The 23,387-nt window shown below is 63.5% G+C and carries 23 protein-coding genes; 14 read left to right on the top strand and 9 right to left on the bottom strand.

Annotated features, from left to right (window positions below):
- The first annotated feature begins 168 nt into the window (after positions 1–168).
- Positions 169–1,587, top strand: a complete 1,419-nt coding sequence (locus GRI38_RS01950; protein WP_160681310.1) for a sigma-54-dependent transcriptional regulator — start codon at positions 169–171, stop codon at positions 1,585–1,587.
- Positions 1,588–1,605: 18 nt separating this feature from the next.
- Here the strand turns inward: GRI38_RS01950 and GRI38_RS01945 are convergent, their stop codons facing one another.
- The gene (locus GRI38_RS01945) at positions 1,606–2,796 is read right to left on the bottom strand and encodes an alkaline phosphatase D family protein (protein ID WP_202389818.1); all 1,191 of its coding nucleotides are present in this window, start codon (positions 2,794–2,796) and stop codon (positions 1,606–1,608) included.
- A 140-nt stretch (positions 2,797–2,936) separates the two neighbouring features.
- Between GRI38_RS01945 and GRI38_RS01940 the strand changes: the two genes are divergently transcribed.
- Positions 2,937–3,698: an SDR family NAD(P)-dependent oxidoreductase gene (locus GRI38_RS01940; RefSeq protein ID WP_160681309.1), complete on the top strand. Its 762-nt coding sequence runs from the start codon at positions 2,937–2,939 to the stop codon at positions 3,696–3,698.
- A gap of 3 nt (positions 3,699–3,701) precedes the next feature.
- Here GRI38_RS01940 and folP read toward each other — a convergent pair whose 3' ends face one another.
- The 3 genes from folP to GRI38_RS01925 all read right to left on the bottom strand — a co-directional run bounded on the left by folP (position 3,702) and on the right by GRI38_RS01925 (position 6,992).
- Positions 3,702–4,814, bottom strand: a complete 1,113-nt coding sequence (gene folP / locus GRI38_RS01935; protein WP_160681308.1) for a dihydropteroate synthase — start codon at positions 4,812–4,814, stop codon at positions 3,702–3,704.
- A gap of 172 nt (positions 4,815–4,986) precedes the next feature.
- Positions 4,987–6,114, bottom strand: coding sequence for a site-specific DNA-methyltransferase (locus GRI38_RS01930; protein ID WP_160682413.1), 1,128 nt, complete (start codon positions 6,112–6,114; stop codon positions 4,987–4,989).
- A 230-nt stretch (positions 6,115–6,344) separates the two neighbouring features.
- Positions 6,345–6,992, bottom strand: coding sequence for a ribonuclease HII (locus GRI38_RS01925; protein WP_160681307.1), 648 nt, complete (start codon positions 6,990–6,992; stop codon positions 6,345–6,347).
- On the opposite strand from GRI38_RS01925, the gene GRI38_RS01920 reads away from it, so the two are divergent.
- From GRI38_RS01920 to GRI38_RS01895, 6 genes are all read left to right on the top strand, one after another.
- Positions 6,991–8,169 carry a PQQ-dependent sugar dehydrogenase gene (locus GRI38_RS01920; RefSeq protein ID WP_160681306.1) on the top strand — a complete coding sequence of 393 codons (1,179 nt, stop codon included), beginning with the start codon at positions 6,991–6,993 and terminating at the stop codon, positions 8,167–8,169. The genes GRI38_RS01925 and GRI38_RS01920 overlap by 2 nt on opposite strands.
- A gap of 74 nt (positions 8,170–8,243) precedes the next feature.
- Positions 8,244–8,768, top strand: a complete 525-nt coding sequence (locus GRI38_RS01915) for a GNAT family N-acetyltransferase (RefSeq protein ID WP_160681305.1) — start codon at positions 8,244–8,246, stop codon at positions 8,766–8,768.
- A 77-nt stretch (positions 8,769–8,845) separates the two neighbouring features.
- Complete coding sequence (locus tag GRI38_RS01910; protein WP_160682412.1) at positions 8,846–9,400, top strand: DUF1285 domain-containing protein; 555 nt, start codon at positions 8,846–8,848, stop codon at positions 9,398–9,400.
- Positions 9,400–10,005, top strand: a complete 606-nt coding sequence (locus GRI38_RS01905) for a CoA pyrophosphatase (RefSeq protein WP_160681304.1) — start codon at positions 9,400–9,402, stop codon at positions 10,003–10,005. The genes GRI38_RS01910 and GRI38_RS01905 overlap by 1 nt, the downstream gene beginning before the upstream one ends.
- Positions 9,998–11,197: a CCA tRNA nucleotidyltransferase gene (locus GRI38_RS01900; protein ID WP_160681303.1), complete on the top strand. Its 1,200-nt coding sequence runs from the start codon at positions 9,998–10,000 to the stop codon at positions 11,195–11,197. The genes GRI38_RS01905 and GRI38_RS01900 overlap by 8 nt, the downstream gene beginning before the upstream one ends.
- A gap of 255 nt (positions 11,198–11,452) precedes the next feature.
- Positions 11,453–12,013: a DUF2171 domain-containing protein gene (locus GRI38_RS01895; RefSeq protein ID WP_160681302.1), complete on the top strand. Its 561-nt coding sequence runs from the start codon at positions 11,453–11,455 to the stop codon at positions 12,011–12,013.
- 105 nt (positions 12,014–12,118) lie between these two features.
- Here the strand turns inward: GRI38_RS01895 and parC are convergent, their stop codons facing one another.
- Positions 12,119–14,416 (bottom strand): DNA topoisomerase IV subunit A, encoded by a 2,298-nt coding sequence (parC, locus tag GRI38_RS01890; RefSeq protein ID WP_160681301.1) that lies wholly within the window; start codon positions 14,414–14,416, stop codon positions 12,119–12,121.
- Between the two features lie 100 nt (positions 14,417–14,516).
- On the opposite strand from parC, the gene GRI38_RS01885 reads away from it, so the two are divergent.
- The 3 genes from GRI38_RS01885 (at position 14,517) to GRI38_RS01880 (ending at position 16,874) form a co-directional block, all read left to right on the top strand.
- The gene (locus tag GRI38_RS01885; RefSeq protein ID WP_160681300.1) at positions 14,517–15,065 is read left to right on the top strand and encodes a type 1 glutamine amidotransferase domain-containing protein; all 549 of its coding nucleotides are present in this window, start codon (positions 14,517–14,519) and stop codon (positions 15,063–15,065) included.
- A 117-nt stretch (positions 15,066–15,182) separates the two neighbouring features.
- The gene (locus GRI38_RS14015; RefSeq protein WP_237487310.1) at positions 15,183–15,392 is read left to right on the top strand and encodes a hypothetical protein; all 210 of its coding nucleotides are present in this window, start codon (positions 15,183–15,185) and stop codon (positions 15,390–15,392) included.
- A 99-nt stretch (positions 15,393–15,491) separates the two neighbouring features.
- The gene (locus GRI38_RS01880) at positions 15,492–16,874 is read left to right on the top strand and encodes a mechanosensitive ion channel family protein (protein ID WP_237487309.1); all 1,383 of its coding nucleotides are present in this window, start codon (positions 15,492–15,494) and stop codon (positions 16,872–16,874) included.
- A 63-nt stretch (positions 16,875–16,937) separates the two neighbouring features.
- On the opposite strand, the gene GRI38_RS01875 is transcribed toward GRI38_RS01880, so the two are convergent.
- Genes GRI38_RS01875 through GRI38_RS01865 form a run of 3 tightly spaced genes read right to left on the bottom strand, consistent with a single transcriptional unit; the run spans position 16,938 to position 19,398 of the window.
- Positions 16,938–17,273: a 2Fe-2S iron-sulfur cluster-binding protein gene (locus tag GRI38_RS01875; protein WP_160681299.1), complete on the bottom strand. Its 336-nt coding sequence runs from the start codon at positions 17,271–17,273 to the stop codon at positions 16,938–16,940.
- Positions 17,270–18,355, bottom strand: a complete 1,086-nt coding sequence (locus GRI38_RS01870) for a cysteine desulfurase family protein (protein WP_160682411.1) — start codon at positions 18,353–18,355, stop codon at positions 17,270–17,272. Before GRI38_RS01870 ends, GRI38_RS01875 begins: the two co-directional genes overlap by 4 nt.
- On the bottom strand, positions 18,352–19,398 hold the full coding sequence (locus GRI38_RS01865) for a cysteine desulfurase family protein (RefSeq protein WP_337191260.1): 1,047 nt from the start codon (positions 19,396–19,398) through the stop codon (positions 18,352–18,354). Before GRI38_RS01865 ends, GRI38_RS01870 begins: the two co-directional genes overlap by 4 nt.
- A gap of 120 nt (positions 19,399–19,518) precedes the next feature.
- Between GRI38_RS01865 and GRI38_RS01860 the strand changes: the two genes are divergently transcribed.
- Entirely contained in the window at positions 19,519–20,175 is a 657-nt protein-coding gene (locus tag GRI38_RS01860; protein ID WP_160681298.1) for an alpha/beta hydrolase, read from the top strand.
- A 256-nt stretch (positions 20,176–20,431) separates the two neighbouring features.
- Positions 20,432–21,127 (top strand): energy transducer TonB, encoded by a 696-nt coding sequence (locus GRI38_RS01855; RefSeq protein ID WP_160681297.1) that lies wholly within the window; start codon positions 20,432–20,434, stop codon positions 21,125–21,127.
- Here GRI38_RS01855 and GRI38_RS01850 read toward each other — a convergent pair whose 3' ends face one another.
- Positions 21,128–21,340, bottom strand: a complete 213-nt coding sequence (locus GRI38_RS01850) for a hypothetical protein (protein ID WP_160681296.1) — start codon at positions 21,338–21,340, stop codon at positions 21,128–21,130.
- A gap of 162 nt (positions 21,341–21,502) precedes the next feature.
- Between GRI38_RS01850 and GRI38_RS01845 the strand changes: the two genes are divergently transcribed.
- The gene (locus tag GRI38_RS01845) at positions 21,503–23,386 is read left to right on the top strand and encodes a DUF885 domain-containing protein (protein ID WP_237487307.1); all 1,884 of its coding nucleotides are present in this window, start codon (positions 21,503–21,505) and stop codon (positions 23,384–23,386) included.
- Position 23,387 lies beyond the last annotated feature (1 nt).

Below are 23,387 nucleotides of genomic sequence, written 5' to 3'. Positions count from 1 at the left end.
TTCCTGCACGTCTTAACCCGGCAATCAAGGATGCTCAAGCTGCGCGGAGCGACCATCGACAGGGGGAGCTTGCGAATGGCGGACGAACGGGGCTGATCCTCCTTAATCGGACTTTTACTCATTCACACTAGTGCAAGCGCTTGTATCAATACGAGACAGATGAAGATCATGGCAGACAACGATTCGCAAATATTGATGCTGATCGACGACGAGCCGGCGCAGAGCCGGCTGATCAGCGCACTTGCGGCACGCGAGGGCTGGCGCACGATCATCGTCGGCGATGCCGATACGGCACTTGCGACACTGAATTCGCGGGAAGGCGTCAATATCGCCGCCATTCTCGTCGATCAGTGGGTGCCCGGTGAAGACAGCTCCGATCTTATCGGCGTCTTGAAGCAAATGCGCCCCGATCTGCCCATCCTCATGCTGACCGCAAGCGCTTCTCCGCTCATCGCGGTGCAGGCCATGCGTGCAGGCGCGACCGACTATCTCATCAAGCCGATTGCGCCCGACCGTTTCCTTCAGGCCCTGCGCAGCGCGACGACGCGCGAGGCTCCACGCAACGAATTGCAGCCACTTAGCGAGAAGATGTCCGCAACCCTCGACTTCGAGGACATGATCGGCACCGCGCCCGCCTTCCGCAGCGCTTTGGCGCAAGCCGCAAAAGCGGCGAGGGGTCAGGGGCATGCGCTCGTCGAAGGCGAGAGCGGAACGGGCAAAGAAACCATTCTGCGCGCGATGCACTCGGCTTCCCCGCGAGCGAAGAACGCACTCAAGGTCATCAATGTCGGCGGCGTGCCGATCAATTCGATCGAATCCTTGCTGTTCGGTCACGAACAGAACGCCTTTCCCGGCGCGTTCGAACGTCAGATCGGCGCTCTGCAACAATGCGACGGAGGCACGATCATTCTCGACGAGATCGATCGCCTTGCCCTGCCCGTTCAGGACCGGCTCGCCGATACGCTGGCGACAGGCATCGTCCGGCCCACTGGGGCGAAGCATGGCTTCCGCGTTGAGGTCCGAATGCTTTGCGCCAGTAACTTCCGCCTCTCCGAAATTGCGCAGGGCGGCCAGTTCTCGAGTGCGCTGCTGTCGCAGATCGGCAATACCCGCATCCATCTTCCGCCCTTGCGCGAACGGACGAGCGACATTCCCGCGCTCACCCGGCATTTCCTTGCGCGGATCGGAGAGCAGCCCGGCCTGAACCACCACTCGATCACCGATAGCGCACTCAACCTGCTCGCCAGCTACGACTGGCCGGGCAATGTCCGCCAGCTTCAGGCGGCCTTGTTCCGCGCGGCAGTTTTCTGCGACGACGAGGCGCTGACTGCGAACAGCTTCCCGCAACTCTCCGAAATTCTCGGAGAATGCGAGGATCAGTCCGACCGGCGCCAGGATGGTGCAGGCATCCTGCTCTACACGGCCGATGGCAACCTGCGTCCGCTAGAGGACATCGAGGCCGATGTGATCCGGCTCGCCATCGGGCACTATTCGGGTCGCATGACCGAAGTCGCCCGCCGGCTCGGGATCGGTCGCTCGACCCTTTATCGCAAACTCAGCAATCTCGGTATCGACAGCGCCGCCTGACGCAGCGATCGGGCGACTTCAGTCGGTCCATTCGAACGAACGCGCCGCGCGAAGCTCGCCCTCGTTACCGAGCAGCGAAAGGGTGAGTGCCTTGTTCGCCCAGTCGATGTCGATCAGCCCGAAATTCTCCTCTGAGATGAAATCGGTCACGCGGCGATCGTCCGGCTCCCGCGCAGTATTTTCCGCCGTGGTACTGAATGCAAGGTTGAGCGAACTGGAAGTGATCTCCCAGAATTGCTCGCCCGCGGCAGCGGGCGGCGCATAGGTATAGAGCCCGCCCGCGTGCCGATCCCCCGACAGGAGGACGAGCCCGCTATCCTCGCGCGTAGAAAGCATCTCGTACAGCCGACGCCGTTCGGCGGGCAGTGCCGCCCACGCCTCGTAATCATGCGCGTCCGTCAGCACCTGGACGCTGCTTACGATCATGCGAAGGTCGGCGGGTTTCTGCAGTTCTTGCGCGAGCCAGTTCCATTGGTCGCCGCCCAGCATCGTCGCATCTGCGCGTTCGGTCGGCAGATAAGGTCCGAGCGGCGGGCGATCTTCGCTGTAAGGCAGACGGTCGAGATCCGAGCGGAAGAAGCGCGTGTCGAGCATGATGATCTGCACGACCCGCCCGTCGCTACCGAAGGTCCGGCTTTCGTAAACGCCGGGCCGCGAGCGAACCTCTTCGCTCGACCCCCAATAGGTCTCGTAGATCTCCTCCGACCAATTGCGCAGCGCGAAAGATGCCCCGGCGTCGTTGAAGCCGTAATCGTGATCGTCCCAGGTCGTCAGCATGGGAACCTGCCGCCGGAAATCCACGAATTCGGAATGGCTGGACTGGAGTGCGTACGCATCGCGCAGCGTCTCGAGACCCGCATCGCCGCGCCAGCCGGTATCGCCATAGACATTGTCGCCGATCAGCATGAACAATTGCGGATCGGTCGCTTCGATGCGGTCCCACATGTGCTGGGAGCGCGACTGGTGGTTGCAGCTTCCGAAGGCGATCCGGGTCAGGACTGTATTGGGATCGAGTGAAGCGCCAGCGGGTGCACGGGGCAGCGTGATCTCTTCGCGAAGGACATCGTAATAGCGGGCAAGCGCCTCCTCCGGGGTCGTGATCCGGCTCGCCGATACGGCAGCGCGCTGCATCCCTTCGGAACTGCCAGTCGTGGCGCATGCGGAAAGAGCGAGGGCGATCGCCGTGGCTAGGGGAAGGCGAAATTTCATGAGTCCGACCGTTTCTCTGATTGCGACATTCGAAGCGAAGCACTGGCCCTAGCCATCGGACGTGTCAATCGCGCGACAAAGTTGGCTTCCCCTGCTCGCGGGTATCGACAGAATCGCTTGCGGGTCATAGCACTCGCCGGATGGCCTACACATTCGACTTCTCCGGACGCAGCGCCCTCATTACCGGCGCTGCCAGCGGCATCGGCGCGGCAAGCGCTCGCTGGCTCGACGATAACGGCATCGAGAAGCTTTGGCTGATCGATCGGAACGGCGAAGGCCTCGACGCGCTCGATCTGTCCTGCGCAGTCGAGAAACGCTGCGGCGACGTGGCGGACGAGACCTTCTGGTCCGGCCTCGAGGAAGAGATCGATGCGCTCGATCACGCGGTCGTCAATGCCGGAATTGCAACCGGCGGAGAGATCGCGACGCTCGCCTTCGACGACTGGCGCAAGGTGATGGACGTCAATCTCGACGGCGCCTTCCTCACCCTTCGAACGGCATTGCGCAAGATGCTGCCGGCGGCACGCGGAAGCATCGTCGTGACCGCATCGGTCACCGGCCTCAAACCGGTTCCGGGCATCGGCGGATACGGAACGAGCAAGGCGGCTGTCGCCCATCTCGCGCGCATCGCCGCGGCGGAGAACGCGCGGCACGGTATCCGCATCAACGCCATCGCACCCGGCGGTGTCGATACGGCAATCTGGGACAGCGGCGAGGACTTCCGCGCCGCGACCCGAAAATACGGACGCGAGGCGGCGATCGGAGCGATGGGCAAGGATACCCCGCGTGGACGTTTCGCGACGCCTGAGGAACTGGCCGGCGATATCGGCTTCCTCCTGTCCGACATGGCTGCGAACGTCACCGGCACCGTCCTGACCAGCGACGGCGGCTACACGCTTTAGCATCTATTCGGGCAGGTCCGCGAAGTCGGTGAGGGCAGCATCGCGCAGCCCTCGCCAGACGTTGCGAGCCTGCACCGTCTCCGCGACGTCGTGAACGCGCAACAGTTGTACGCCCGCATTCATTCCGGCGATCGCCAACGCGATGGACCCGCCCAGCCGGTCCTCCACCGCCGCCTCTTTCGACAATGCCCCGATCATGCGCTTGCGGCTGGCGCCGAGCAGCAATGGCTGACCCAGCGCATGGAACATCGGCAGGGCATTGATGAGCGAGAGGTTGTCGCGAACACTCTTGCCGAAACCGATGCCGGGATCGAGGATGATGCGGCTGCGCTCGATGCCTGCGGCGATTGCCGCATCCCGGCGTTCCTTCAATGCGTCGAACACGTCGAAGATAACGTTGCCGTAGGCTCCGTCGGCGTGGAGATCCTCGCCCTTGCCCGGCGCATGCATGATGACCACCGGGCAGCCGCGATCCGCCACGAGTTCGATGCTGCGCGGGTCGAAGCGCAGGCCGGAAACGTCGTTGACCAGCGCCGCCCCGGCGTCGAGCGCCGCCTCCATAACGCCCGCGCGGCGCGTGTCGATGCTGATTGCTGCACCCATCGAAGAGCAATAGGCGATCGCCGGAAGAACGCGCTCGTTCTCCTCGCCTTCCCAGGTCGCCTTCGCGCCAGGACGTGTGCTTTCCCCGCCGATATCGATGATCGCCGCGCCCGCTTCCAGCATCGCCGCGGCATGGGCCCGGCCCGCTTCGGGATCATCGAGGAACGCTCCGCCGTCGGAGAAGCTGTCGGGCGTTACGTTCAGGATGCCCATGATCTGCGGCTGATCGAGTTGGATCGTCCGCGCCCCGAGCGATAGCGCGGGATGCGCCATGCGCAGGTTCGACCATTGCGCTTCGGCTTCCGCCCCGACCTCTTCCGGAAGTTTGGCGAAAACATCGTCGATCGTGCCGGGCGAAGCGAGCCAGCGTTCGACGATCTGCCCGCCGCGCCGCAGGATCACGGCGAACCGGCTGGCGTAGACCATTCCGCCGGCAAGGCGCACGGCATTGCCATGCTCGCTCTGCGGTCCGGGCGCGATACCGATGGGGCGAAGATAGACCGAGTCGCTCACTTGTTCATCTCCAAGCTGTCGAAACTGAACCGATGGAACACATGGAACACGGTCCTGTCATTCAAAAACGCTCCGATGCGAAGACCATTAGGGCGGATCGATACAGGTAGGATGGCAAACTGCTGCATGCGGTGAAACTAGCGCAACGCTCGGCGGTAGGACAGACGCCGGATCAGTCTTCGTTCGCCAGCAGATATTCCTGCCGCAAGCTATCGATTGCGACCGTCTTCCCATCGCGTTCCATGTGCCAGAACACCCACCCATTGCAGCTCGGCGCGCCTTGCAGGACTTTGCCGAGAGCATGGATCGAGCCGCTTTGCCGCTCGTGGACGAGCGAGCCATCCGCCCGCACGGTCGCGTGCCAGCGCCGTTTCTTGTCGAACAGCTGCGTGCCGGGCGGTACCGTGCCGTTTTCGACCAGCGTTCCGAAGGCGACGCGCGGCGCGGCCTTTCTGGATTGCATCGTGGCGAGTGCGCTCTCGTCGAGCGGCAGTTCCTTGGCGATCCGTTCTGCGGCGATGCCGCGATAGAAATCTTCCCGTTCGCAGCCGATCCATTCGCGGCCGAGCCGCTTGGCGACCGCGCCGGTCGTTCCCGTTCCGAAAAACGGGTCGAGCACGACATCGCCCTTTTCGGTCGTCGCCAGCAGGAGCCGGTAGATCAGCGCTTCGGGCTTCTGCGTCGGATGTGCCTTGTGACCGTCATGCTTCAAGCGTTCCTGCCCGCCGCAGATCGGGATGAGCCAGTCGCTGCGCATCTGTAGCTCGTCGTTCAGCGTCTTCATCGCGGTGTAATTGAACTGGTAGCGCGCCTTTTCCCCCTGGCTCGCCCAGATCAGCGTTTCGTGTGCGTTGGTGAAGCGCGTTCCCTTGAAATTGGGCATCGGATTGGACTTGCGCCAGACGACGTCGTTGAGGATCCAGAAGCCCAGATCCTGAAGGATTGCGCCGACGCGAAAGATGTTGTGGTAGCTGCCGATGACCCACAATCCGCCATCCGGCTTCAGCACGCGCCGCGCTTCGGTCAGCCAGTCGCGTGTGAAATCGTCATAGATCGCGAAACTGTCGAACTTGTCCCAGTGATCGTTCACCGCGTCGACGCCGCTGCCATCGGGGCGATTGAGATCGCCGCCAAGCTGCAAATTATAGGGTGGATCGGCGAAGACCAGATCGACGCTGTCGTCAGGCAAGGTCCGCATCGCCTCGATGCAGTCCCCGGCGAGGATCTGGCCGAGCGGCAAGTCCTCAGGCGCGACCGCCTGCTTTCGCGCGCGCGCTTTCGCAACGCGCCGCTCGCGCATCTTTACCGGTTCGACGACACCCACCTGAGACCCCTTCCCTTTCGACTTATCCACAGGGTGAATCCTCAGGGAGTCCCCGTCAAGCGGAGAATTCTGATCAGTATCGGATCAAGTGGTTGCGGTTCCGCTCAGAAAGCGCGCTGGCACAATATCTTGAGTTTGGAGAAGGCCCGCGCCTCGACATGCTGCGGTGTGGCGCGAAAGACTCGCCGCGCGCGCCCTCGCTTGTTTTAGCCGGTGACCGGCAGCCGCAGTTCGGCCTGTGCGACGGGCGCGAAGCTGCGCCGATGGAGTGGACAAGGTCCGTGATGCCGCAGGGCGACGAGATGTTCGCGCGTCCCGTAACCCTTGTTCCTGTCCCAGCCATAGGCGGGAAATTCAATGGCGGCCTCGCGCATCAGGCGGTCGCGACATTCCTTGGCGAGGATCGACGCTGCGGAGATTTCGGAATGGCTCGCATCCCCGCCAATGACGGCGCGCGCCGCCCAACGCCATTCCTTCACCCGCCCCGCGGGCGTCAGATTGCCGTCGATCACCGCAGAGACCGGATTGCCGTGGCCGCGCTCCGCCAAGAGGAGTTCGAGGCGGTCCATCGCCTGCGTCATTGCGAGCATGGTCGCGCCGAGGATGTTCACGCGATCGATCAGCGCAACGTCGACGATGCCGATCGCCCAGGCGCAGCGTTCCTTGATTTCGCGTTCCAGTTCGGCGCGGCGTGCGGGAGAGAGCTTTTTGGAATCGTCGAGACCCTCCACCGCCCCCTTGCAGAGCACGACGGCAGCCGCCACAACAGGACCGGCCAGCGGACCGCGACCCGCCTCGTCGATCCCCGCGATGCGGGTATGCGGTTCGAAAAGATCAGGAGTACCGCTCAGCATGTCCCGTTTCGTCCATCTCGCCCTTACCGTTGCCGCCTCTTCCATTGCCTTGGCAAGCTGCAACGCGGAACCACCCGTGGATAGCGCGTCGATGACGGACGAGACAACCGGAGAATTCTCCGGCTTCGCGATCGAGGAATTCGGCGCCTTCAACGAACCTTGGGCCAGCGCTTTCATCCCTGGCACACAAATGCTCTTCGTGACGGAGAAGCCGGGAACCGCCGCGATCGTCGATACGCAGAGCAAGACGCGCATTGCCGTCAGCGGATTGCCGCAAGTCGATTACGGCGGTCAGGGCGGCCTCGGCGATGTCGCTTTCCTGCCGAGCGAAGCCTCGGGTGAAGTCGATGGTCGGACCATCTATCTCAGCTGGGCCGAAGCGGGCAGCGGCGATACCCGCGGCGCGGTCGTGGGTCGCGGCCAGTTGACTTGCGAGGGAATGCAGAGCTGCCGCATCGAAGGGCTAGACGTGATCTGGCGGCAGGCGCCCAAGGTAACGGGCCGCGGCCATTATTCGCACCGGATCGTCTTCTCGCCCGACGAGCAGTACATGTTCGTCGCATCGGGAGAGCGTCAGAAGAAGGAACCGGCGCAGGATACCTCCAACAATCTCGGCAGCATCGTGCGCCTCAATCTCGACGGCACGCCCGCCGCAGGCAATCCGATGGCGGATGCGGGCGGCGTGACGAGCGAGCTGTGGTCATGGGGCCATCGCAATATCCTCGGCATGGATTTCGACGAGGAAGGTCGCCTTTGGGAACTGGAGCACGGGCCGCAGGGCGGCGACGAACTGAACCTCGTTCGAAAGGGCGAGAATTACGGCTGGCCGGTTCGCTCGAACGGCGTCAATTACGACGGGTCCAACATTCCCGATCACAGCGCGGACGACGGCTTCGCCAAACCCGCGATCAGCTGGACCCCGGTGATCGCGCCCGGCAACTTCGTATTTCTCGAAGGCCAGATGTTCGAGGCATGGGAAGGCGATGCGATCATATCGGGGCTGAAACCGCAGAACCTCATCCGCGTGGACATGGACGGCGACACGCCGCGCGAGGCAGCGCGCTATGACATGGGCGCTCGCATCCGGTCGGTGATCGAAGGGCCAGATGGCGCACTATGGGCGCTGGAGGATGAGGAGGGCGGTCGTCTGCTGCGCCTCACGCCCGAGCGCAACTAGGCAAGCAAAGATAGGCGCGGGCGAAGTTCAATTCGGGTGACATTGCCCATCGCCGCCCCTATCGGCGGCGCCTCATGGCTGCCCTAATCCCCCTTTCCTCTATCGATGCCGAACTTGTCGAGGCCTTGCTCGACCGGGTTTTCGGGCCGGATCGCCATGCGCGCACCGCCTATCGCATCCGAACGGGAATGCAGCCGCTCGACGCGTTGTGCTTCGCGGCGCTCGACGAGGACGACTATCTTGTCGCGACGATCCAGGCATGGCCGGTTGCGTTGGGCGACCGGCAGGGCAAGCCGCATCCGCTCATCATGATCGGCCCCGTCGCCGTCCTGCCCGAGCGACAGGGCGAAGGTTTCGGTCAGGCATTGATGGCGGCCTGCCTTGCCGGGATCGGCGCGAACGGGATGCCGCGTCTGCCGCAAGTCCTGATCGGCGATGCCGACTACTACGGGCGCTGGGACTTTACCGCAGGGCCGGCGCGTGGCTGGCATTGTCCCGGCCCCTACGAGCAGGAGCGCCTGCTAGTGCGCTGCGACAATCCGGCAATCCTGCCCGAAGAGGGGATGCTCGGTCCCTGGACCGGTCGCGCCGGTCACTGACGCCATCTTCGCGTGCAAGCGTTTCCGAACGCTTGTCTGGCGCGGTCGGTTCTGGCAACGCTCTGTCCTCGACAGCCATGCCCTACACCCCGCCCCCCGAACTGGCCGAAATGTCGCTCGCCGAGATTGCCGAGCAGGTCCGGCTGCGCAAGCTTCCGCCGGTCGAGCAATGGTCGCCCGACGAGACCGGCGACAGCCACATGCGGATCGCGGCGGACGGAAGCTGGTATCACGAGGGGAGCAAGGTAACGCGGCCCGCCATGGTGCGCGCCTTCGCCTCGCTTCTGATGCGGGATAAGGACGGCGCGCACTGGCTCGTCATGCCGTATCAAAAGCTTTCGATCGAGGTGGAGGACGCGCCGCTCATTGCCGTCGATGCACAACGCCGGGAGGACGGCATTGCGGTCCGCCTCAATACCGACGAGGTGCTGGTCGTGGGCGCCGATCATCCGCTGATTGCCAAGGGTTCGCGCGAACGGCCCGACCTCTACGTCCATGCGCGGCGGGGCCTCCTCGCTCGGCTCAACCGCAGCACTTACGCGCAGCTTGCCGAACTCGCTTTGGCAGAAGGCGAGGAGTGGCGGATGACGAGCGGAGGGGAAACCTTTTCGCTGCTTCCGCCCGCCGCCTGATGAGCGAGTTGTTCGGCCGGCTGAAGCAGCTCTTCGACGAGGGCCATCGACGCGGCACCCCCGACCTGCTCAGCGATGCGCGCTTCGCCACGGCCGGACGGCAGGCAGATGCCGCCGTGCTCATCGCGGTGACCGAGCGCGAACGACCGGGCGTCATCCTCACCCGGCGACCGACGACCATGCGCGATCATCCCGGCCAGGTCGCCTTTCCCGGCGGCAAGCTGGAAACGGGAGAGGACGCCATCGCCGCCGCCTTGCGCGAAGCACAGGAGGAACTCGCCATCACCGCCGATGCGGCACGGGTCATCGGCGCAACCGACCGCTATCAGACCGGGACCGGCTTCGACATCACTCCCGTTCTCGCCACCGTGCCGCCGGACATCGCCATCCGCCCCGACCCGCGGGAAGTGGACAGCTGGTTCGAGGCGCCGCTCGATCTGTTGATGAAACCCGAAAACTGGTCCGCGAACGAAGTGTATTGGCGGGGAGCGACACGCCGCTATCTCGAAATGAATTACGAGGGCTTTCGCATCTGGGGGGTGACGGCGGCCATCATCGTTAATCTGTCGCGCAGGCTCGCTTGGGTCGAGGCACAGGATGGCTGAGACGTTCCCTACCGTCCTTCCAGCCGCAGACTGGACGCGAAACGAATACCTGCTTTCGCTGGCCGAGACGCTTGGCCCGGACAATATCCGCTGGGTCGGCGGCGCGGTGCGCGACACGCTCAGCGGGATCGTTGTGAAGGACGTGGATGCCGCGACCCCGTTGCTGCCCGACACGGTAATCGGGAAATGCAGGGAAGCGGGCATCCGGACCGTTCCGACCGGGATCGAGCACGGCACGGTAACGGCAATCTTTCCGGGTCTTCCCGTCGAAATCACCACCCTCCGCCGGGATGTCGCCACTGACGGTCGGCGCGCAACCGTCGCCTTTGCGAGCGACTGGCGCGAAGATGCCGCGCGCCGCGATTTCACGATCAATGCCCTTTACGCGCATCCGCATACCCTCGCGATTTCCGACTATTTCGGTGGATTGGAAGACCTCGCCGCCGAACGAGTGCGCTTTATCGGCGACGCCCGCCAGCGCATTGCCGAGGATCATCTGCGTATCCTGCGCTATTTCCGTTTTCGCGCGCGCTATGGCGGATGGGAGACCGCGGACGAGGAAACCGAAGCCGCCATCGCCGAGATGGCGCCGACCCTGAAAGGCTTGTCGCGCGAGCGCATCGCGATGGAACTCCTCGCGATCCTCGCCCTGCCGGATCCGTTTGCGACAGTCTGCAAAATGCGTGAACTCGGTGTCCTTTCCATCATCCTGCCCGAAGCAGGGAAGCGCGAATTCGGCGTGCTCGAGCGGCTCGTCAAGACAGAGCGCGCGAACGATGTCGCCCCTTCCGATATCCGCCGCCTCGCCGCGCTGCTGCCGCCGATCCCTTCCGTGGCAGAAAGTGTCGCGGCTCGCCTGCGCCTTTCGAAGGCCCAGCGCGCCCGCCTTTCCACAGCGGCTGCTCGCCGACCCGATGATGCCGCCCGTGCGCGTGGACTGGCTTTCGAGGAAGGCGTCGAGGAAGCCACGGATCGTTTGCTGCTGGAAGGAGCCTCTCTGGCTCCGCTTGTCGATTGGGACGTGCCGCTCTTTCCGCTCAAAGGTGGCGAGATCATCGCCCGCGGGGTTGCGCCCGGTCCCGGGGTCGCGCGCCTGATGCAGACGCTGAAGGAAGAATGGATCGCCGCGGGCTTCCCCGAGAAGGGGGACGTCATCGCCATGCTCGACCGGCATCTGGCAAAAGACGACTGACGAAGCGGCACACAGCCCTTCAGCCGCGCTTAATCAACGATTCGATAGAACAAGCATGGTTGCCAAGAACGGCAATCTTTGAAAAAACGTCATTGTTTCCGGCTCTTCGAGGTCGGGGGCGCGCCACGAGACGCCCTTCGCATTATGCGGAAAGCAGTGGCGGACATCTTTATCCGGCTCGGCAGTCCAACGCGATTTCCCCGATCGCTGCGGGCCGTTCTATGCCTGTCTGACACGAATTTTTTGGAGAATTACATGAATTTCGCGAAACTGGCTGTCGCAGCTATCGCACTTACGGCAACCCCCGCACTGGCCCAAGAAGCGGACGCATCCCCGGTCGTCGTCGGCGCCGTCGTCAATGGCCCGCAAGGCAATCCTGTCGGCACGATCGAGCAGGTCGCCAACGGTCAGGTCATTCTCGACACCGGCAAGCACAAGGTTCCGCTGGCTGTCAGCCAGATCGGCGAAGACGCAAACGGCCCGGCCATCGGCGTGACGCGCGAACAGCTCAATACGATGATCGACCAGCAGATTGCCGGCATGATCGAAGCGCGCGATGCTGCGCTCGTTCCCGGTGCGATGGTGATGACCGCCGACAACCAGCACCTCGGCACGATCGACACGGTCGAAGGCGACCAGATCGTCGTCCTGCGCGACGAAGCGAGCGACGACAAGGTCACGCTGCTGCGCGAATATTTCGACGCTGCCGATACCGGCGTTACGGCGCGCCTGACGATGGGACAGATCGAAGAGGCGCTGGCTGCAACGAACGGCGCGACCGCGGGTGCTACTGCGGAAATGACGTCGGCCGAATAACCCGACGAGAAATGACCGGCTTCAATGCCGGACGGGACAGGGCCGGAAGCGTCGATGCGCTTTCCGGCCCTTTTTCGTGCAATAACTGGCTTCGAAGCCGGCGGTTCAGTCGAACTTGTTGTCGCGCGGGAAACCCTGCGGGGGCAGGCGACCCGCGCCGCCTCTCGCGACCTTCCATTGCCACATTTCACCCTCCGTCCGCGTACGGTCACCCTTGCCGCCCATCTGCCAGCTGAGACCTTCCTCGAGTCTGAAGGTCGTCGCATCGGACAGCCCCCCGTCGCGATAGCTTTGCAGCTTCACCCCCTGCCCGCGCGCCAGTTCGGGAAGTTCGTCGAGATTGAACACCACGAGCTTGCGATTGTCGCCGACGATGGCGGCGTGGTCATGCGCCGGATCGATGAGGCGCGCGACGACGAGCTTCGCGCTGCCCTTCAGATTGACAACCTGCCGCCCCTTGCGTGTCTCTGCCAGCAGATCGTCGGCGATGGCGGCAAAACCTTTCCCGGTATCCGCGGCCAGCAAAAGGCGCGATTTCGGGCGATAGATGAGTGCGGCGATGATGGTCGCGGCCGCGTCCATATCCAGCATCGTGCGGATCGGCTCGCCAAACCCGCGAGCGCCCGGCAACTTGTCGCAACCCAAGGTGAAGAACCGCCCGTTGTCCAGCGCCAGCAGCAGCTTGTCGGTAGTTTGCGCGTGCAGCGCGAAGGCCGGACCGTCGCCTTCCTTGTATTTGAAGTCAATTGCCAGATCGACGTGCCCCTTCGCCGCCTTGATCCATCCCTTCTGCGAGATGATGACCGTCACCGGCTCCTTCTCGATCATGGCATCCATGGAGAATTCGACCGCCGGTGCGGCTTCCTCGATCGTGGTGCGGCGCTTGCCGAGCGGCGTATCCTCCGCATAGTCCTTGCGCAGCGCAGTCAGGTCGCGTTTCAGCTTGGTCCGCTGGCGCGCAGGCGAGGCGAGTAGTTTCTCAAGCCCTTCCTGCTCTTTCAGCAGATCGTCCTTTTCCTGGCGCAGTTGCATCTCCTCCAGCTTGCGCAGGGAACGCAGCCGCATATTGAGGATGGCTTCTGCCTGCCGGTCGGTGAGCGAGAACTCCTTCATCATCACCGGCTTGGGTTCGTCCTCGGTCCGGATGATCTCGATTACGCGGTCGAGATTGAGGAAGGCGATGATATAGCCTTCGACCAGTTCGAGGCGGGCGGCAATCTTGTCGAGGCGGTGGCGGGCGCGTCGCTGAAGGATGTCGATCTGGCTCGCCGTCCAGTTCTCCAGCAGTTCTTTGAGGCCCATGACCATCGGCGTGCGCGTGGCGTCGAGCACGTTGAGATTGAGGCCGAAGCGCGTTTCTAGGTCGGTCAGCTTGTAGAGCGATTCCTTCAGCAGGTCGGGATCGACATTGCGGCTGCGCGGGACAAGGACGATGCGGATCTGTTCGTCGCTCTCGTCCCGGACGTCGTCGAGGATCGGCAGCTTCTTGTCGGAAATGGCCTGCGCGATCTGCTCGATCAGCTTGCCCTTGGTGACCTGATAAGGAATTTCAGAGATGACCAGTTGCCACTGGCCGCCGCCGAGGCGCTCAATCCCGGCTTCGCGATCGGCTTCCTTCTCCGCCTCGGCAGCATGGAACCGGCCTCGGACGCGGAATGCCCCCCTGCCCGTCTCGTATGCCTTCGCAATGCTCTGCGGACTGTCCACGATGAGCCCGCCCGTCGGCAGGTCCGGCCCCTTGAAGATTTCCATCAGCCGAGCGTGTTCGACATGGGGGTAGTCGATCAGTTCCAGCGTGGCGTCGATGATCTCGTGGACGTTATGGCTGGGAATGCTCGTCGCCATGCCGACCGCAATGCCGCTCGCCCCGTTGGCGAGCAGGTTGGGAAAGAGGCCGGGCATGAGCTCGGGCTCCTGCTCTTCCCCGTTATAGGTCGGGATGAAATCGACCGACCCTTCGTCCAGCCCCTCCATCAACTGCATAGCGGTTTTGGTCAGGCGCGCCTCGGTATAGCGGTAAGCCGCCGCGTTATCGCCATCGATGTTGCCGAAATTGCCCTGCCCCTCGACCAGCGGATAACGCAGGGCGAAATCCTGCGCGAGCCGCACCATCGCATCATAGGCGGCGGTGTCGCCATGCGGGTGGTACTTCCCGATGACTTCGCCGACGACGCGAGCCGATTTTTTGAACGTGCTCGCCGGATCGAGGCGCAATTGCCGCATCGTCCAGAGCAACCGCCGGTGGACCGGTTTCAGTCCGTCCCGCAGGTCGGGGAGCGAACGCGCGGTAATCGTACTCAGCGCATAGACGAGATAGCGTTCGGAAAGGGCGGAATCGAACGGGGCATCGACGATCGCGTCGAAGGGATCGGGTTCCAGGGTGTCGTTGTCCTTATCGCTCATGCGCCTCGCCCTAACATCGCCACGCCCCGCCGGAAAGCGCGGAACGATGCGGTTTCCACGCCCGTTGAGAGGTCAGACACGCAATCGAAAGGAATAACGCATGACAAAGAAGGTGATGATCCTCGCCACCAACGGTTTCGAACAATCCGAACTGATGAAGCCCAAGGCCAATCTCGAAGATGCCGGCATCGAAACGACCGTCGTCAGCCTCGAAAAGGGTTCGATCAAGGGTTGGGACAAGGACGACTGGGGCGAAAGCGTTTCGGTCGACAAGACCGTCGACGAAATCGAGAATTGCGAAGGCTACGACGCACTGCTTCTTCCGGGAGGCCAGATCAATCCGGACCTGCTGAGGGTGAACGAGCGCGCCGTGGCCATCGTCAAGGAATTCAACATGGCCGGTAAGCCCATCGCGGCCATCTGCCATGCGCCGTGGTTGCTCATCGAAGCAGGCATCGTCGAAGGCAAGACCGCGACCTCGTACCACTCGATCAGGACCGATTTGAAGAACGCAGGCGCGAACGTAGTGGATCAGGAAGTAGCGACTGATGGCAACATCATTACCAGCCGTAACCCGGACGACATTCCCGCATTCTCTAAGGAACTGATCAGCCGGTTGCAGGAAGAAAAGGTCGGAGAACCCGCCTGATATACGTCTGACACATAGTTGATTTCGAACGGGCCTCGCCAATTATGGCGGGGCCTTTTCTTATGATCTTCGGACCTTTTTGACCGGGCGGAACATTGGGATCATCAAAGGGGAACCATGAAGACGATCGTCCAGCTTTTCGCCGCAATCCTTTTCGCCATGTTCGCCGCCGGGGCCCAGGCGCAATCCGAACGGCAGGTCGCACAGGGTTCCGAGCCTTACGTCTTCCAAGTCGACACGCTGCAAAACGGCGGCTCTGCGGGCGAGACGCTACTCGATCTCGACACCCCTCTCGGCCTTATGGAAACCTTCATGGATGCGGGCTAGCGCGGTGACTGGGAAGCAGCCTCCGCCGGGCTCGACTTCGCCAATCTCGAGGACCGCGAGAACGTATCCCGGCGCGTCGTTGCCGCGAAGCTCTACGATTTGCTCTATCGTTCCCTCGCGATCGATTGGCAAAGCCTGCCCGACAGACCCGATGCGGTCGATACGGAAACCAGCAGCAAGGATCCGATGGCCGGCGTCGCGCGGCGAACGATCACATTGGGGCGCTTGGAGCGCAACGATCGCTCCGTTCCCGTTCAGTTGCGGCGCGTCCAGGCCCCGGATGGCGAGCCGGTCTGGGTCTTCAGTCGGCAGACCGTCGCCAACGTCCCCGCGCTGTACGAGGAATACGGTCCGACCTCGTTCGAGAAGTCGCTGCCGCCCTGGCTTCGCGCGCAGGCGTTCTGGACGATGGCGTGGTGGGAAGTCCTCGCCCTGCCCCTCATCCTGCTGGTCGCCGCACTCGCCGCCGCCCTGACATATTTCGGCATTCAACGATGGCGCGATCGGATGGGCGGCAACGAGAAGATCTACGGCGTATTGGAGGCCATTCACCTGCCTGCGGCACTGCTCGCCTTCGCAGGGACGTTCGCGCTCGTGCGGGAAAGTTTCTTCCGCCTCTCGGGTCCGGTCCGCGACCTCCTCGACCCGCTGCAACTCTTCCTCTTCATCGCGGCGGTCATCGGCATCGCCCTGTCGGTCATCGATTCGCTGTTCGACTTCGCGACGACCCGCCGGACCAGCAAACTCGAAGCGCCAGAAAATGCCGCCGATCGCAATTTCTACACCAAGCTAAGCGCGATCCGCCGCATCGTCATCGCGCTCATCCTGCTCGCCGGGATCGGCTTCCTGCTCATCGCCAGCAATCTCTCGAGCACGCTCGGCTTGTCCATCGTCGCTTCCGCGGGCGTCATCGGTCTCGTACTCGTCTTCGCGGCGCGCAAGGCGCTGGGCGACATCATGGCCAGCGTCCAGATCGCCTTTGCTCAGACCGCGCGGATCGGCGATGCCGTGTTCTACGAAGGCCGCTGGGCCTATGTCGAGAAGATCGGCTTCACCCATTTGCGGCTGCGCACATGGGACGAGCGGCGCATCATCGCGCCTGTCAGCTCGTTTACCAGCGAGAGTTTCGAGAACTGGACGAAGCAGGACCCGAGCCTGATGATGCATGTCGAACTCGAACTCGACAATCGGGCCGATGTCGACGCGCTGCGCAAGCCGTTCCGCGAGTTCATCGAGAACGACGAGGACGTGATCGACCCGGACGATGCAACGTGCCAGGTCGTCGGACAAAGCGCGAAAGCGATGATCGTGCGCTTCATGGCGCGCGGTCCCGATCCAAGAAGCGGGTGGAAGATGCATTGCCGGCTGCGCGAGCACATGCTGGCGGCGGCCTCCCGCCTCGATGCGGCATCGGGCAACGAACCCGCACCCGCATTTATCCCGCGCGAGCGCGAGGTCAGGATGGACACGGACGCCGATTGATCGAACCGAAGTTTCGCGTCGTATCTCGGAAATGTAAAGTTTTAGGCCGAACTTCGTTGAAGGTCAGGTGCGGCTCATATCGTGGGCTTCGGGGGGTATCGCGACCTCGATGCCATCGAGCCGTTCCGACAGGACGATCTGGCACGACAGCCGGCTCGTCCGGCAGGCGCCCGCGGCGAGATCGAGCATGTCCTCCTCTTCTTCGCTGGGGCCGGAAAGTTTTCCGAACCAGTCCTTCGCGACGATGACGTGGCAGGTGGAACAGGCCATCTGCCCTTCGCAGGTTCCTTCGAGGGGCATTCCCGCCGCCTGTCCGGCAGACAGGAGCGTATCGCCCGGACTGGCCGGAGCCTCGATGATATCACCCTTCGTCGTTTCGAAGCGGACCGTCAGCTTCATCGCTCCAGCACCCCTTGCGCCTGTGCGGCGGCGTTGATCTGCTCGGCGGCCTTCTCGAGCTCTTCCATGGTGGTGTAGCGACCCCAGCCCAAACGGATCGAGCTTTTCGCCTGCTTCTTCGACAGGCCGATCGCATCGAGCACATGGCTCGTGCGCCCAGAGCCGCTTGCGCAGGCCGAACCGGCGGAGAACATCACGTCGCGGCATTCGCTCATCAACCGGTTCACATCGAGCCCCTTGCGGCGAATGTTGAGATTGCCGTGATAGCGTGCGTCCGCGCTGCCGTTCAATTGCCAGCCGTCGAACAGCTGGATGGCCCGGTTCCACAGCTTGTCGACATGCTCCGCGTCGCGCTCCATCCGCTCCTTCGCTTCCTGTGCCGCCGCGCCGAAACCTGCGCACAGAGCAGGGCTCAAAGTGCCGGAGCGAAGGCCGTTCTCCTGCCCGCCGCCGGTCTGAACTTCGTCGATGTCGAGCCCGCTGCGCACCCACAGCGCGCCGATCCCCTTCGGGCCGTGCAGTTTGTGCGCGCTGACCGCGATCATGTCCGCGCCGGTCACTTCCATCTTTCCGTAGGCCTGAACCGCGTCGCATAGGTAGAGCGCGTTGCTCTCTTTCGCCTTGCGATGCCATTCGACCGTCGGCTGGATCGTGCCAATCTCGTTATTGACCTGCATCAGGCAGACGAGCCGCGTATCGGCTGGCAAGTCCTGCTTGGTATTGCATTGACCGTTCTTCGCGACGTTGAGGACGTGCGCTTTTCCGGCATCTTCCGCCGTGTCGATCACCGCCGCGTGTTCGATCGCGGAATAGGAGACGCTGCCGCCCGAACCGCTTCCGCGGATGGCGAGATTGATCGCTTCGGTCGCCCCGCTGGTAAAGATGACCTTGCCACCGGCAGGGAAGAGCGCCGCGACCCGGTCGCGCGCGAGTTCGACCGCGGCGGCCGCCTGCCGGCCCATGCGATGTGGCGAGTGCGGATTGCCGAACCCGCTGCCGCCCGGCCCGTCGAGCCATTGCAGCATTGCGTCGCGCGCTTCGGGCGCGAGCGGGGTAGTCGCCTGGTAATCGAGATAGATCATGTCCGGGCCAGGTCTAACCACACTTCCGCGAAACGTTCCACCTCGGCCTTCGTCGTGTTCCAGCCGAACGACACGCGGATCGTGTTGGCAGCGACCTCAGGCTCGACCTGCATCGCTTCGAGAACGCGGCTGGTTTTCATCGTGCCAGAAGAACAGGCGCTGCCCTGCGAGACCGACATGCCCGCCATGTCGAAGCGCATGACCTGCGCGGTGGCGCTCATGTTCGGCATGGCGATGGCGCGTATGTAGGGCGTCGGATCGGACAAGCTGTCGGATAGCCAGGTTCCGCCGAGGGCGCGGCATTCCCGCGCGAGTTGGTCGAGCGGTTCGAGGATGTCGCTCGCGACATAAGGATCGCTGGACGCTTCGAGCGCCTCTGCCATGCCGAGCACGCCGGGCAGGTTCTCCGTCCCGCGCCGGTAACCCCGCTCCTGCCCGCCCGACGGTTTCAGCATCGCGTAGTCTTCCACCAGCAGCGCGCCGATGCCGATCGGGCCACCGAACTTGTGCGCCGAGACGATCGCCATGTCGCACGGAAGGATCGTTACCTTGCCAGCGGCTTGCGCGCAGTCCGAAAGGAGAAGCCCGCCAGCCCCCGAAACGATTTCGTAAAGTTGCTCTATCGCCTGTGCATTGCCGGTTTCGGAGTTGATCTGTTGCACGGCGACGAGAGGACGCTCGCGTTCGACGGCTTCCTGAAGGACCGCAAGATCGACAGCACCGTCACCCCCGACCGGCAGCCGTTCGGCTTCCGGTGCAGCTTGTAATATGCAGTCGTGCTCGACCGCGCTTACCAGTCTCGCGCGGGCGTCGGCCCGTTCGAGCGCCAGCGCCGCAGCTTCGCTCGCGCCGCTAGTGAAAATAACCTCCCCCTGCCACCCGAGCGCCGTCTTGATCCGCTCGCGTGCATCTTCCAGCGCGGCCCGTGCCTTACGGCCTTCGGCGTGCGGACTGGACGGATTGGCCCATAGCGCGAACCCTTGTTCCATCGCAGCTTTCGCCTCCGGGCGCAGGGGGCTCGTGGCGGCGTGATCGAGGTAGATTCGTTCGGGAATGGTACGGGCTCGAAATGATTGCGATTTTGCGTCGGAACCCTATATAGCCCGCGACCTCGCATGCGCCACCCGCGCGAGGCGCAACAATTTTCAAGCAGGTTCCCGTCCATGCCATCAGTCATTTTTCCCGGCCCGGAAGGCCGCCTCGAAGGTCGTTTCAGCGGCGCACCGCGCGATCGCGCACCGGTCGCGATGATCCTTCACCCGCACCCCCAAGGCGGCGGAACGATGAACGATCGCATCACGCAGAAGCTCTATCAGACCTTCGTCGACCGCGGTTTCGCGACACTCCGCTTCAACTTTCGCGGAGTAGGCCGCAGCCAGGGCAGCTTCGACAACGGCATCGGCGAGTTGTCGGATGCGGCATCCGCGCTCGACTGGGTGCAATCGATCCATCCCGAAGCGCAGACGACCTGGGTCGCCGGGGTCAGTTTCGGCGCATTGATCGGCATGCAGCTCTTGATGCGTCGTCCGGAAGTGCGCGGTTTCATCTCGATCGCGCCGCCTGCGAACATGTACGATTTCAGCTTCCTAGCACCCTGCCCGGCAAGCGGCATCTTCATCCAGGGCGCGGCGGACACGGTGGTCCAGCCACCCGCGGTGCAGAAGCTGGTCGACAAGCTGCGCACTCAGAAGCACATCACGATCCACCACGAGGAAATTCCCCGGGCGAACCATTTCTTCGAGAACGAGATGGACGATCTGATGGCGTCGGTGAACAACTATCTCGACTTCCGCCTGCACCCGGACTGCCCGATAAAATAGGCGCGATTTCAGCGCCTTACGGGTCGCCAGAGCAGCTATTTCGCCCTCGGTACACAATGGCACCGAGATCGGGTTCATTGATGTCGAGCCCCTAGTTAAGGGCATCGAGCCGCGGTCTAACTTCACCGAACCGGACGTCATGCAAGCCCATAGGTTGCAACACGCCACGCGATCGTGCTTGCCCAGATTATGTAATGATGTAACATACTCTATTGCAGCGGAAACGAACCGCGCGAAGACAAGAGAGGATTGCATCATGGCCTATGTTGATCGGGCTGCCGCCACACGCCGCCCCGGAACCATCGTCACCGTTGCCGCCATCCACGTCGTCATCGGCTACGGCCTCGTGGTCGGCCTGGCGGGCGGCGCGTTCGAAGAAATCAAAGACGACCCATTCATCGGCATCTTCACACCGAAGGAGATCCCGCCACCCCCGCCGCCCAAACCCGAACCGCAGCCGCAACCTGACAATGCCGCGCCGCAAACCGCGCCCGATCCCTACATCCCGCCGAGGCCCGACACGATCACGCGCGACGACGCCCCGCTCATTACCGCGACCGACGTCCTGCCGCCCCGGACCGACACCGTCCTCATCGATCTGCCCAAGGGTCCGGTTGTCCAGCCAAAGCCAGAACCCAAGCCGGAGCCGCGCTTCAGCCCGGTTGCCGCCGCGCCGCGAAACGATCCGGGTCGCTGGGTCACCACCGATGACTACCGTTCGGTCTGGATCAATCGCGGGCTCGTGGGAACGGCGCGTTTCCGCCTCGACATCGCAGCCAGCGGCGCTGTTACCGGTTGCACGATCACCGGCTCGACCGGCCATCCACAACTCGACGAAGCGACCTGCGACCTCGTCTCGAAGCGTGCCCGTTTCAAGCCGTCCAAGGGAAGCGACGGGCAGGCCATCGCCGGGACCTACGCCAGCGCGGTTCGCTGGGAACTGCCCGACTGATCAGTCGAGGCCTTCGCCCCCTTCGATCCGTTCGAGGGGGGCATCGCCGCTATCGTCGGGGACCGTCCAGATCGCCACATTGAGCGCAGCGACCCCGGCCAGCACGACCATCAGCACCGCCTGTTTCCTGACGCCGCGACGCCATAGCGCCACCGCTCCGCCGATCAGCAGGCCGCAGGCGAGGACCATCACCGCCAAAATCGCTTCGAGCATCGTGTTGTATCCTCCGAATGCATTTACCGGGCCGCGCAGCACCCTCCGACCGCCAGATAACGCAATCCACCGCTTCGCGCCAATCCGCCCCACACTCGCCACCCCTCGAGAACATCGGAGCGCCGTGAGCAGCGAAGCGCAACATCGTTTGACAGGTCTCGCATGCTGCTGTCAGACATCGCACCCATGAAGAACCCGAACGATTTCAGCTTCACCCGCCGCCAGGCCATTGCCGGCCTGTCCGCCACCACGTCGCTCGCCGCCCTCGGCGGTTGCGTCGCCACTCCCCGGCCCGAGGGGATCGCACAGGCGCAGGCCATCGGCGCGGAACGTCTGCTGGAAGGGGTTGCCTATTCCCTTTTGCGGCACGAGCCGGAGCGCGCGACCTCGCTCGGCGTCGATACCGGCCGCCATGCCGCGCTTCGCAGCCGCCTCGAAGATCAGAGCCAGGCGGGGCAGGATGCCTATGCCGCGCAATTGCGCGACGATCTTGCGCTGGTGCGCCGTTATCCCATGGACGGGCTGGACGCCGACACGGTGACCAATCTCGAAGTGGTCGAAAGCGCCTATGCGACCGCGCTCGACGGGTTCGCCCTGCCCTATGGCGATGTCGCCGTGGGAAGCTGGCGCAACGCGCCCTATGTCGTCATTCAGAACGTCGGCACCTATCTCGACATGCCGCGCTTCATGGACAGCGTCCATCCGCTGAAGGATGGCGACGACGTCGATGCTTACATGGCGCGGCTCGAACAATTGCCCGCGGTCCTCGACGGGGAACTTGGCCGGATGAAAGCGGCGCGCGCGATGGGCGTCGTGCCGCCCGACTTCCTCATCGACAAGGCGTTGGGCCAGATGGAAAGCACGCTGGGCGATGCAATGGGCGGTACGCTGTTCGTTGCCCAGTTGCGCCAGAACCTTGCCGCCTCCGGAATGCCCGAGCAATTCGCGGCGCGCGCCGAGGGCCTTGTCACCGGTCCGATCGCCACTGCGCTCGAAAAGCAATTCGCCGAATTGAGGACGCAGCGCGGTCTCGCCGATTCCAACCCCGGCATGTGGTCGCAGCCGCGCGGCGAGGAATGGTACGACTGGGCCTTGCGCGCCAGCACGACGACGCCGCTGTCGCCCGACGAGGTGCATGAACAGGGGCTCGAAGAACTCGAAAACCTCCATGCGCGGATGGACCCGATCCTGCGCCGCATCGGCTATACGAGCGGAACGGTGGGCGAACGGATGCAGGCTTTGTCGCAGGATGAGCGCTACAAGTTTGCAGAAGGCGATCCCGGACGCGCAGAGATCATGGCCTTCATCCAGGACCGCATCGCCTGGATCAAGGGCGAGATGCCGCGGGCGTTCAATACGCTCGTCGATCCCAATCTGGAAGTGCGCCGTCTGCCTTTGGCCGAGGAGCCGGGCGCACCGGGAGCCTATGGCGGGGCGGGCAGCAAGGATGGCAGCATACCGGGGCGGATGTGGATCAATCTGCGCACGACCGATCTGCATCGCAAATACGACCTTGCCGACCTCACCTATCACGAGACGATTCCGGGCCATGTCTGGGAAGGCGAATATTCGAACCGCCTGCCGCTCATCCGTTCGATCCTCGCCTTCAACGCCTTTTCCGAAGGCTGGGCGCTGTATGGCGAGCAACTGGCGGACGAATTGGGCGCGTATGAGGATTTCGAGGTCGGGGAACTGGGTTATCTGCAAAGCCTCGCTTTCCGCGCCTGCCGCATGGTCGTCGACACGGGCCTACATTCCAAGCGCTGGAGCCGCGCACAGGCGGTCGATTTCTTCGTCACTCGCAACGGTTCGAAGCGCGAGGAAGTCGAGAGCGAAGTCGATCGCTATTGCTCGTGGCCGGGACAAGCCTGCGGCTACAAGGTCGGCCATAGCGAGATCGTGCGGCAACGCGGGCGCGCCGAGGCGGCGCTCGGCAGCAATTACGACTTCAAGGCATTCAACGACGCCGTCATTCTCGGCGGCAATGCGCCGCTCGACGTGATGGCGAAGAACGTGGATCGCTACATCGAGCGAGCGCGAGCCTGAT

Source organism: Parapontixanthobacter aurantiacus (assembly GCF_009827635.1).
GTDB lineage: Bacteria > Pseudomonadota > Alphaproteobacteria > Sphingomonadales > Sphingomonadaceae > Parapontixanthobacter > Parapontixanthobacter aurantiacus.
The sequence above is the reverse complement of the archived record's forward strand: the minus strand, read 5'-3'. Positions and strand labels throughout refer to the sequence as shown.

What these genes read in the sequence shown, in the direction of transcription:
- GRI38_RS01950 (WP_160681310.1), top strand. Translation starts at nt 169, where the DNA reads ATGGCAGACAACGATTCGCAAATATTGATGCTGATCGACGACGAGCCG.
- GRI38_RS01945 (WP_202389818.1), bottom strand. Translation starts at nt 2,796, where the DNA reads ATGAAATTTCGCCTTCCCCTAGCCACGGCGATCGCCCTCGCTCTTTCC.
- GRI38_RS01940 (WP_160681309.1), top strand. Translation starts at nt 2,937, where the DNA reads ATGGCCTACACATTCGACTTCTCCGGACGCAGCGCCCTCATTACCGGC.
- GRI38_RS01930 (WP_160682413.1), bottom strand. Translation starts at nt 6,114, where the DNA reads ATGCGCGAGCGGCGCGTTGCGAAAGCGCGCGCGCGAAAGCAGGCGGTC.
- GRI38_RS01920 (WP_160681306.1), top strand. Translation starts at nt 6,991, where the DNA reads ATGTCCCGTTTCGTCCATCTCGCCCTTACCGTTGCCGCCTCTTCCATT.
- GRI38_RS01925 (WP_160681307.1), bottom strand. Translation starts at nt 6,992, where the DNA reads ATGCTGAGCGGTACTCCTGATCTTTTCGAACCGCATACCCGCATCGCG.
- GRI38_RS01915 (WP_160681305.1), top strand. Translation starts at nt 8,244, where the DNA reads ATGGCTGCCCTAATCCCCCTTTCCTCTATCGATGCCGAACTTGTCGAG.
- GRI38_RS01910 (WP_160682412.1), top strand. Translation starts at nt 8,846, where the DNA reads ATGCCCTACACCCCGCCCCCCGAACTGGCCGAAATGTCGCTCGCCGAG.
- GRI38_RS01905 (WP_160681304.1), top strand. Translation starts at nt 9,400, where the DNA reads ATGAGCGAGTTGTTCGGCCGGCTGAAGCAGCTCTTCGACGAGGGCCAT.
- GRI38_RS01900 (WP_160681303.1), top strand. Translation starts at nt 9,998, where the DNA reads ATGGCTGAGACGTTCCCTACCGTCCTTCCAGCCGCAGACTGGACGCGA.
- GRI38_RS01895 (WP_160681302.1), top strand. Translation starts at nt 11,453, where the DNA reads ATGAATTTCGCGAAACTGGCTGTCGCAGCTATCGCACTTACGGCAACC.
- parC (WP_160681301.1), bottom strand. Translation starts at nt 14,416, where the DNA reads ATGAGCGATAAGGACAACGACACCCTGGAACCCGATCCCTTCGACGCG.
- GRI38_RS01885 (WP_160681300.1), top strand. Translation starts at nt 14,517, where the DNA reads ATGACAAAGAAGGTGATGATCCTCGCCACCAACGGTTTCGAACAATCC.
- GRI38_RS14015 (WP_237487310.1), top strand. Translation starts at nt 15,183, where the DNA reads ATGAAGACGATCGTCCAGCTTTTCGCCGCAATCCTTTTCGCCATGTTC.
- GRI38_RS01875 (WP_160681299.1), bottom strand. Translation starts at nt 17,273, where the DNA reads ATGAAGCTGACGGTCCGCTTCGAAACGACGAAGGGTGATATCATCGAG.
- GRI38_RS01870 (WP_160682411.1), bottom strand. Translation starts at nt 18,355, where the DNA reads ATGATCTATCTCGATTACCAGGCGACTACCCCGCTCGCGCCCGAAGCG.
- GRI38_RS01860 (WP_160681298.1), top strand. Translation starts at nt 19,519, where the DNA reads ATGCCATCAGTCATTTTTCCCGGCCCGGAAGGCCGCCTCGAAGGTCGT.
- GRI38_RS01855 (WP_160681297.1), top strand. Translation starts at nt 20,432, where the DNA reads ATGGCCTATGTTGATCGGGCTGCCGCCACACGCCGCCCCGGAACCATC.
- GRI38_RS01850 (WP_160681296.1), bottom strand. Translation starts at nt 21,340, where the DNA reads ATGCTCGAAGCGATTTTGGCGGTGATGGTCCTCGCCTGCGGCCTGCTG.
- GRI38_RS01845 (WP_237487307.1), top strand. Translation starts at nt 21,503, where the DNA reads ATGCTGCTGTCAGACATCGCACCCATGAAGAACCCGAACGATTTCAGC.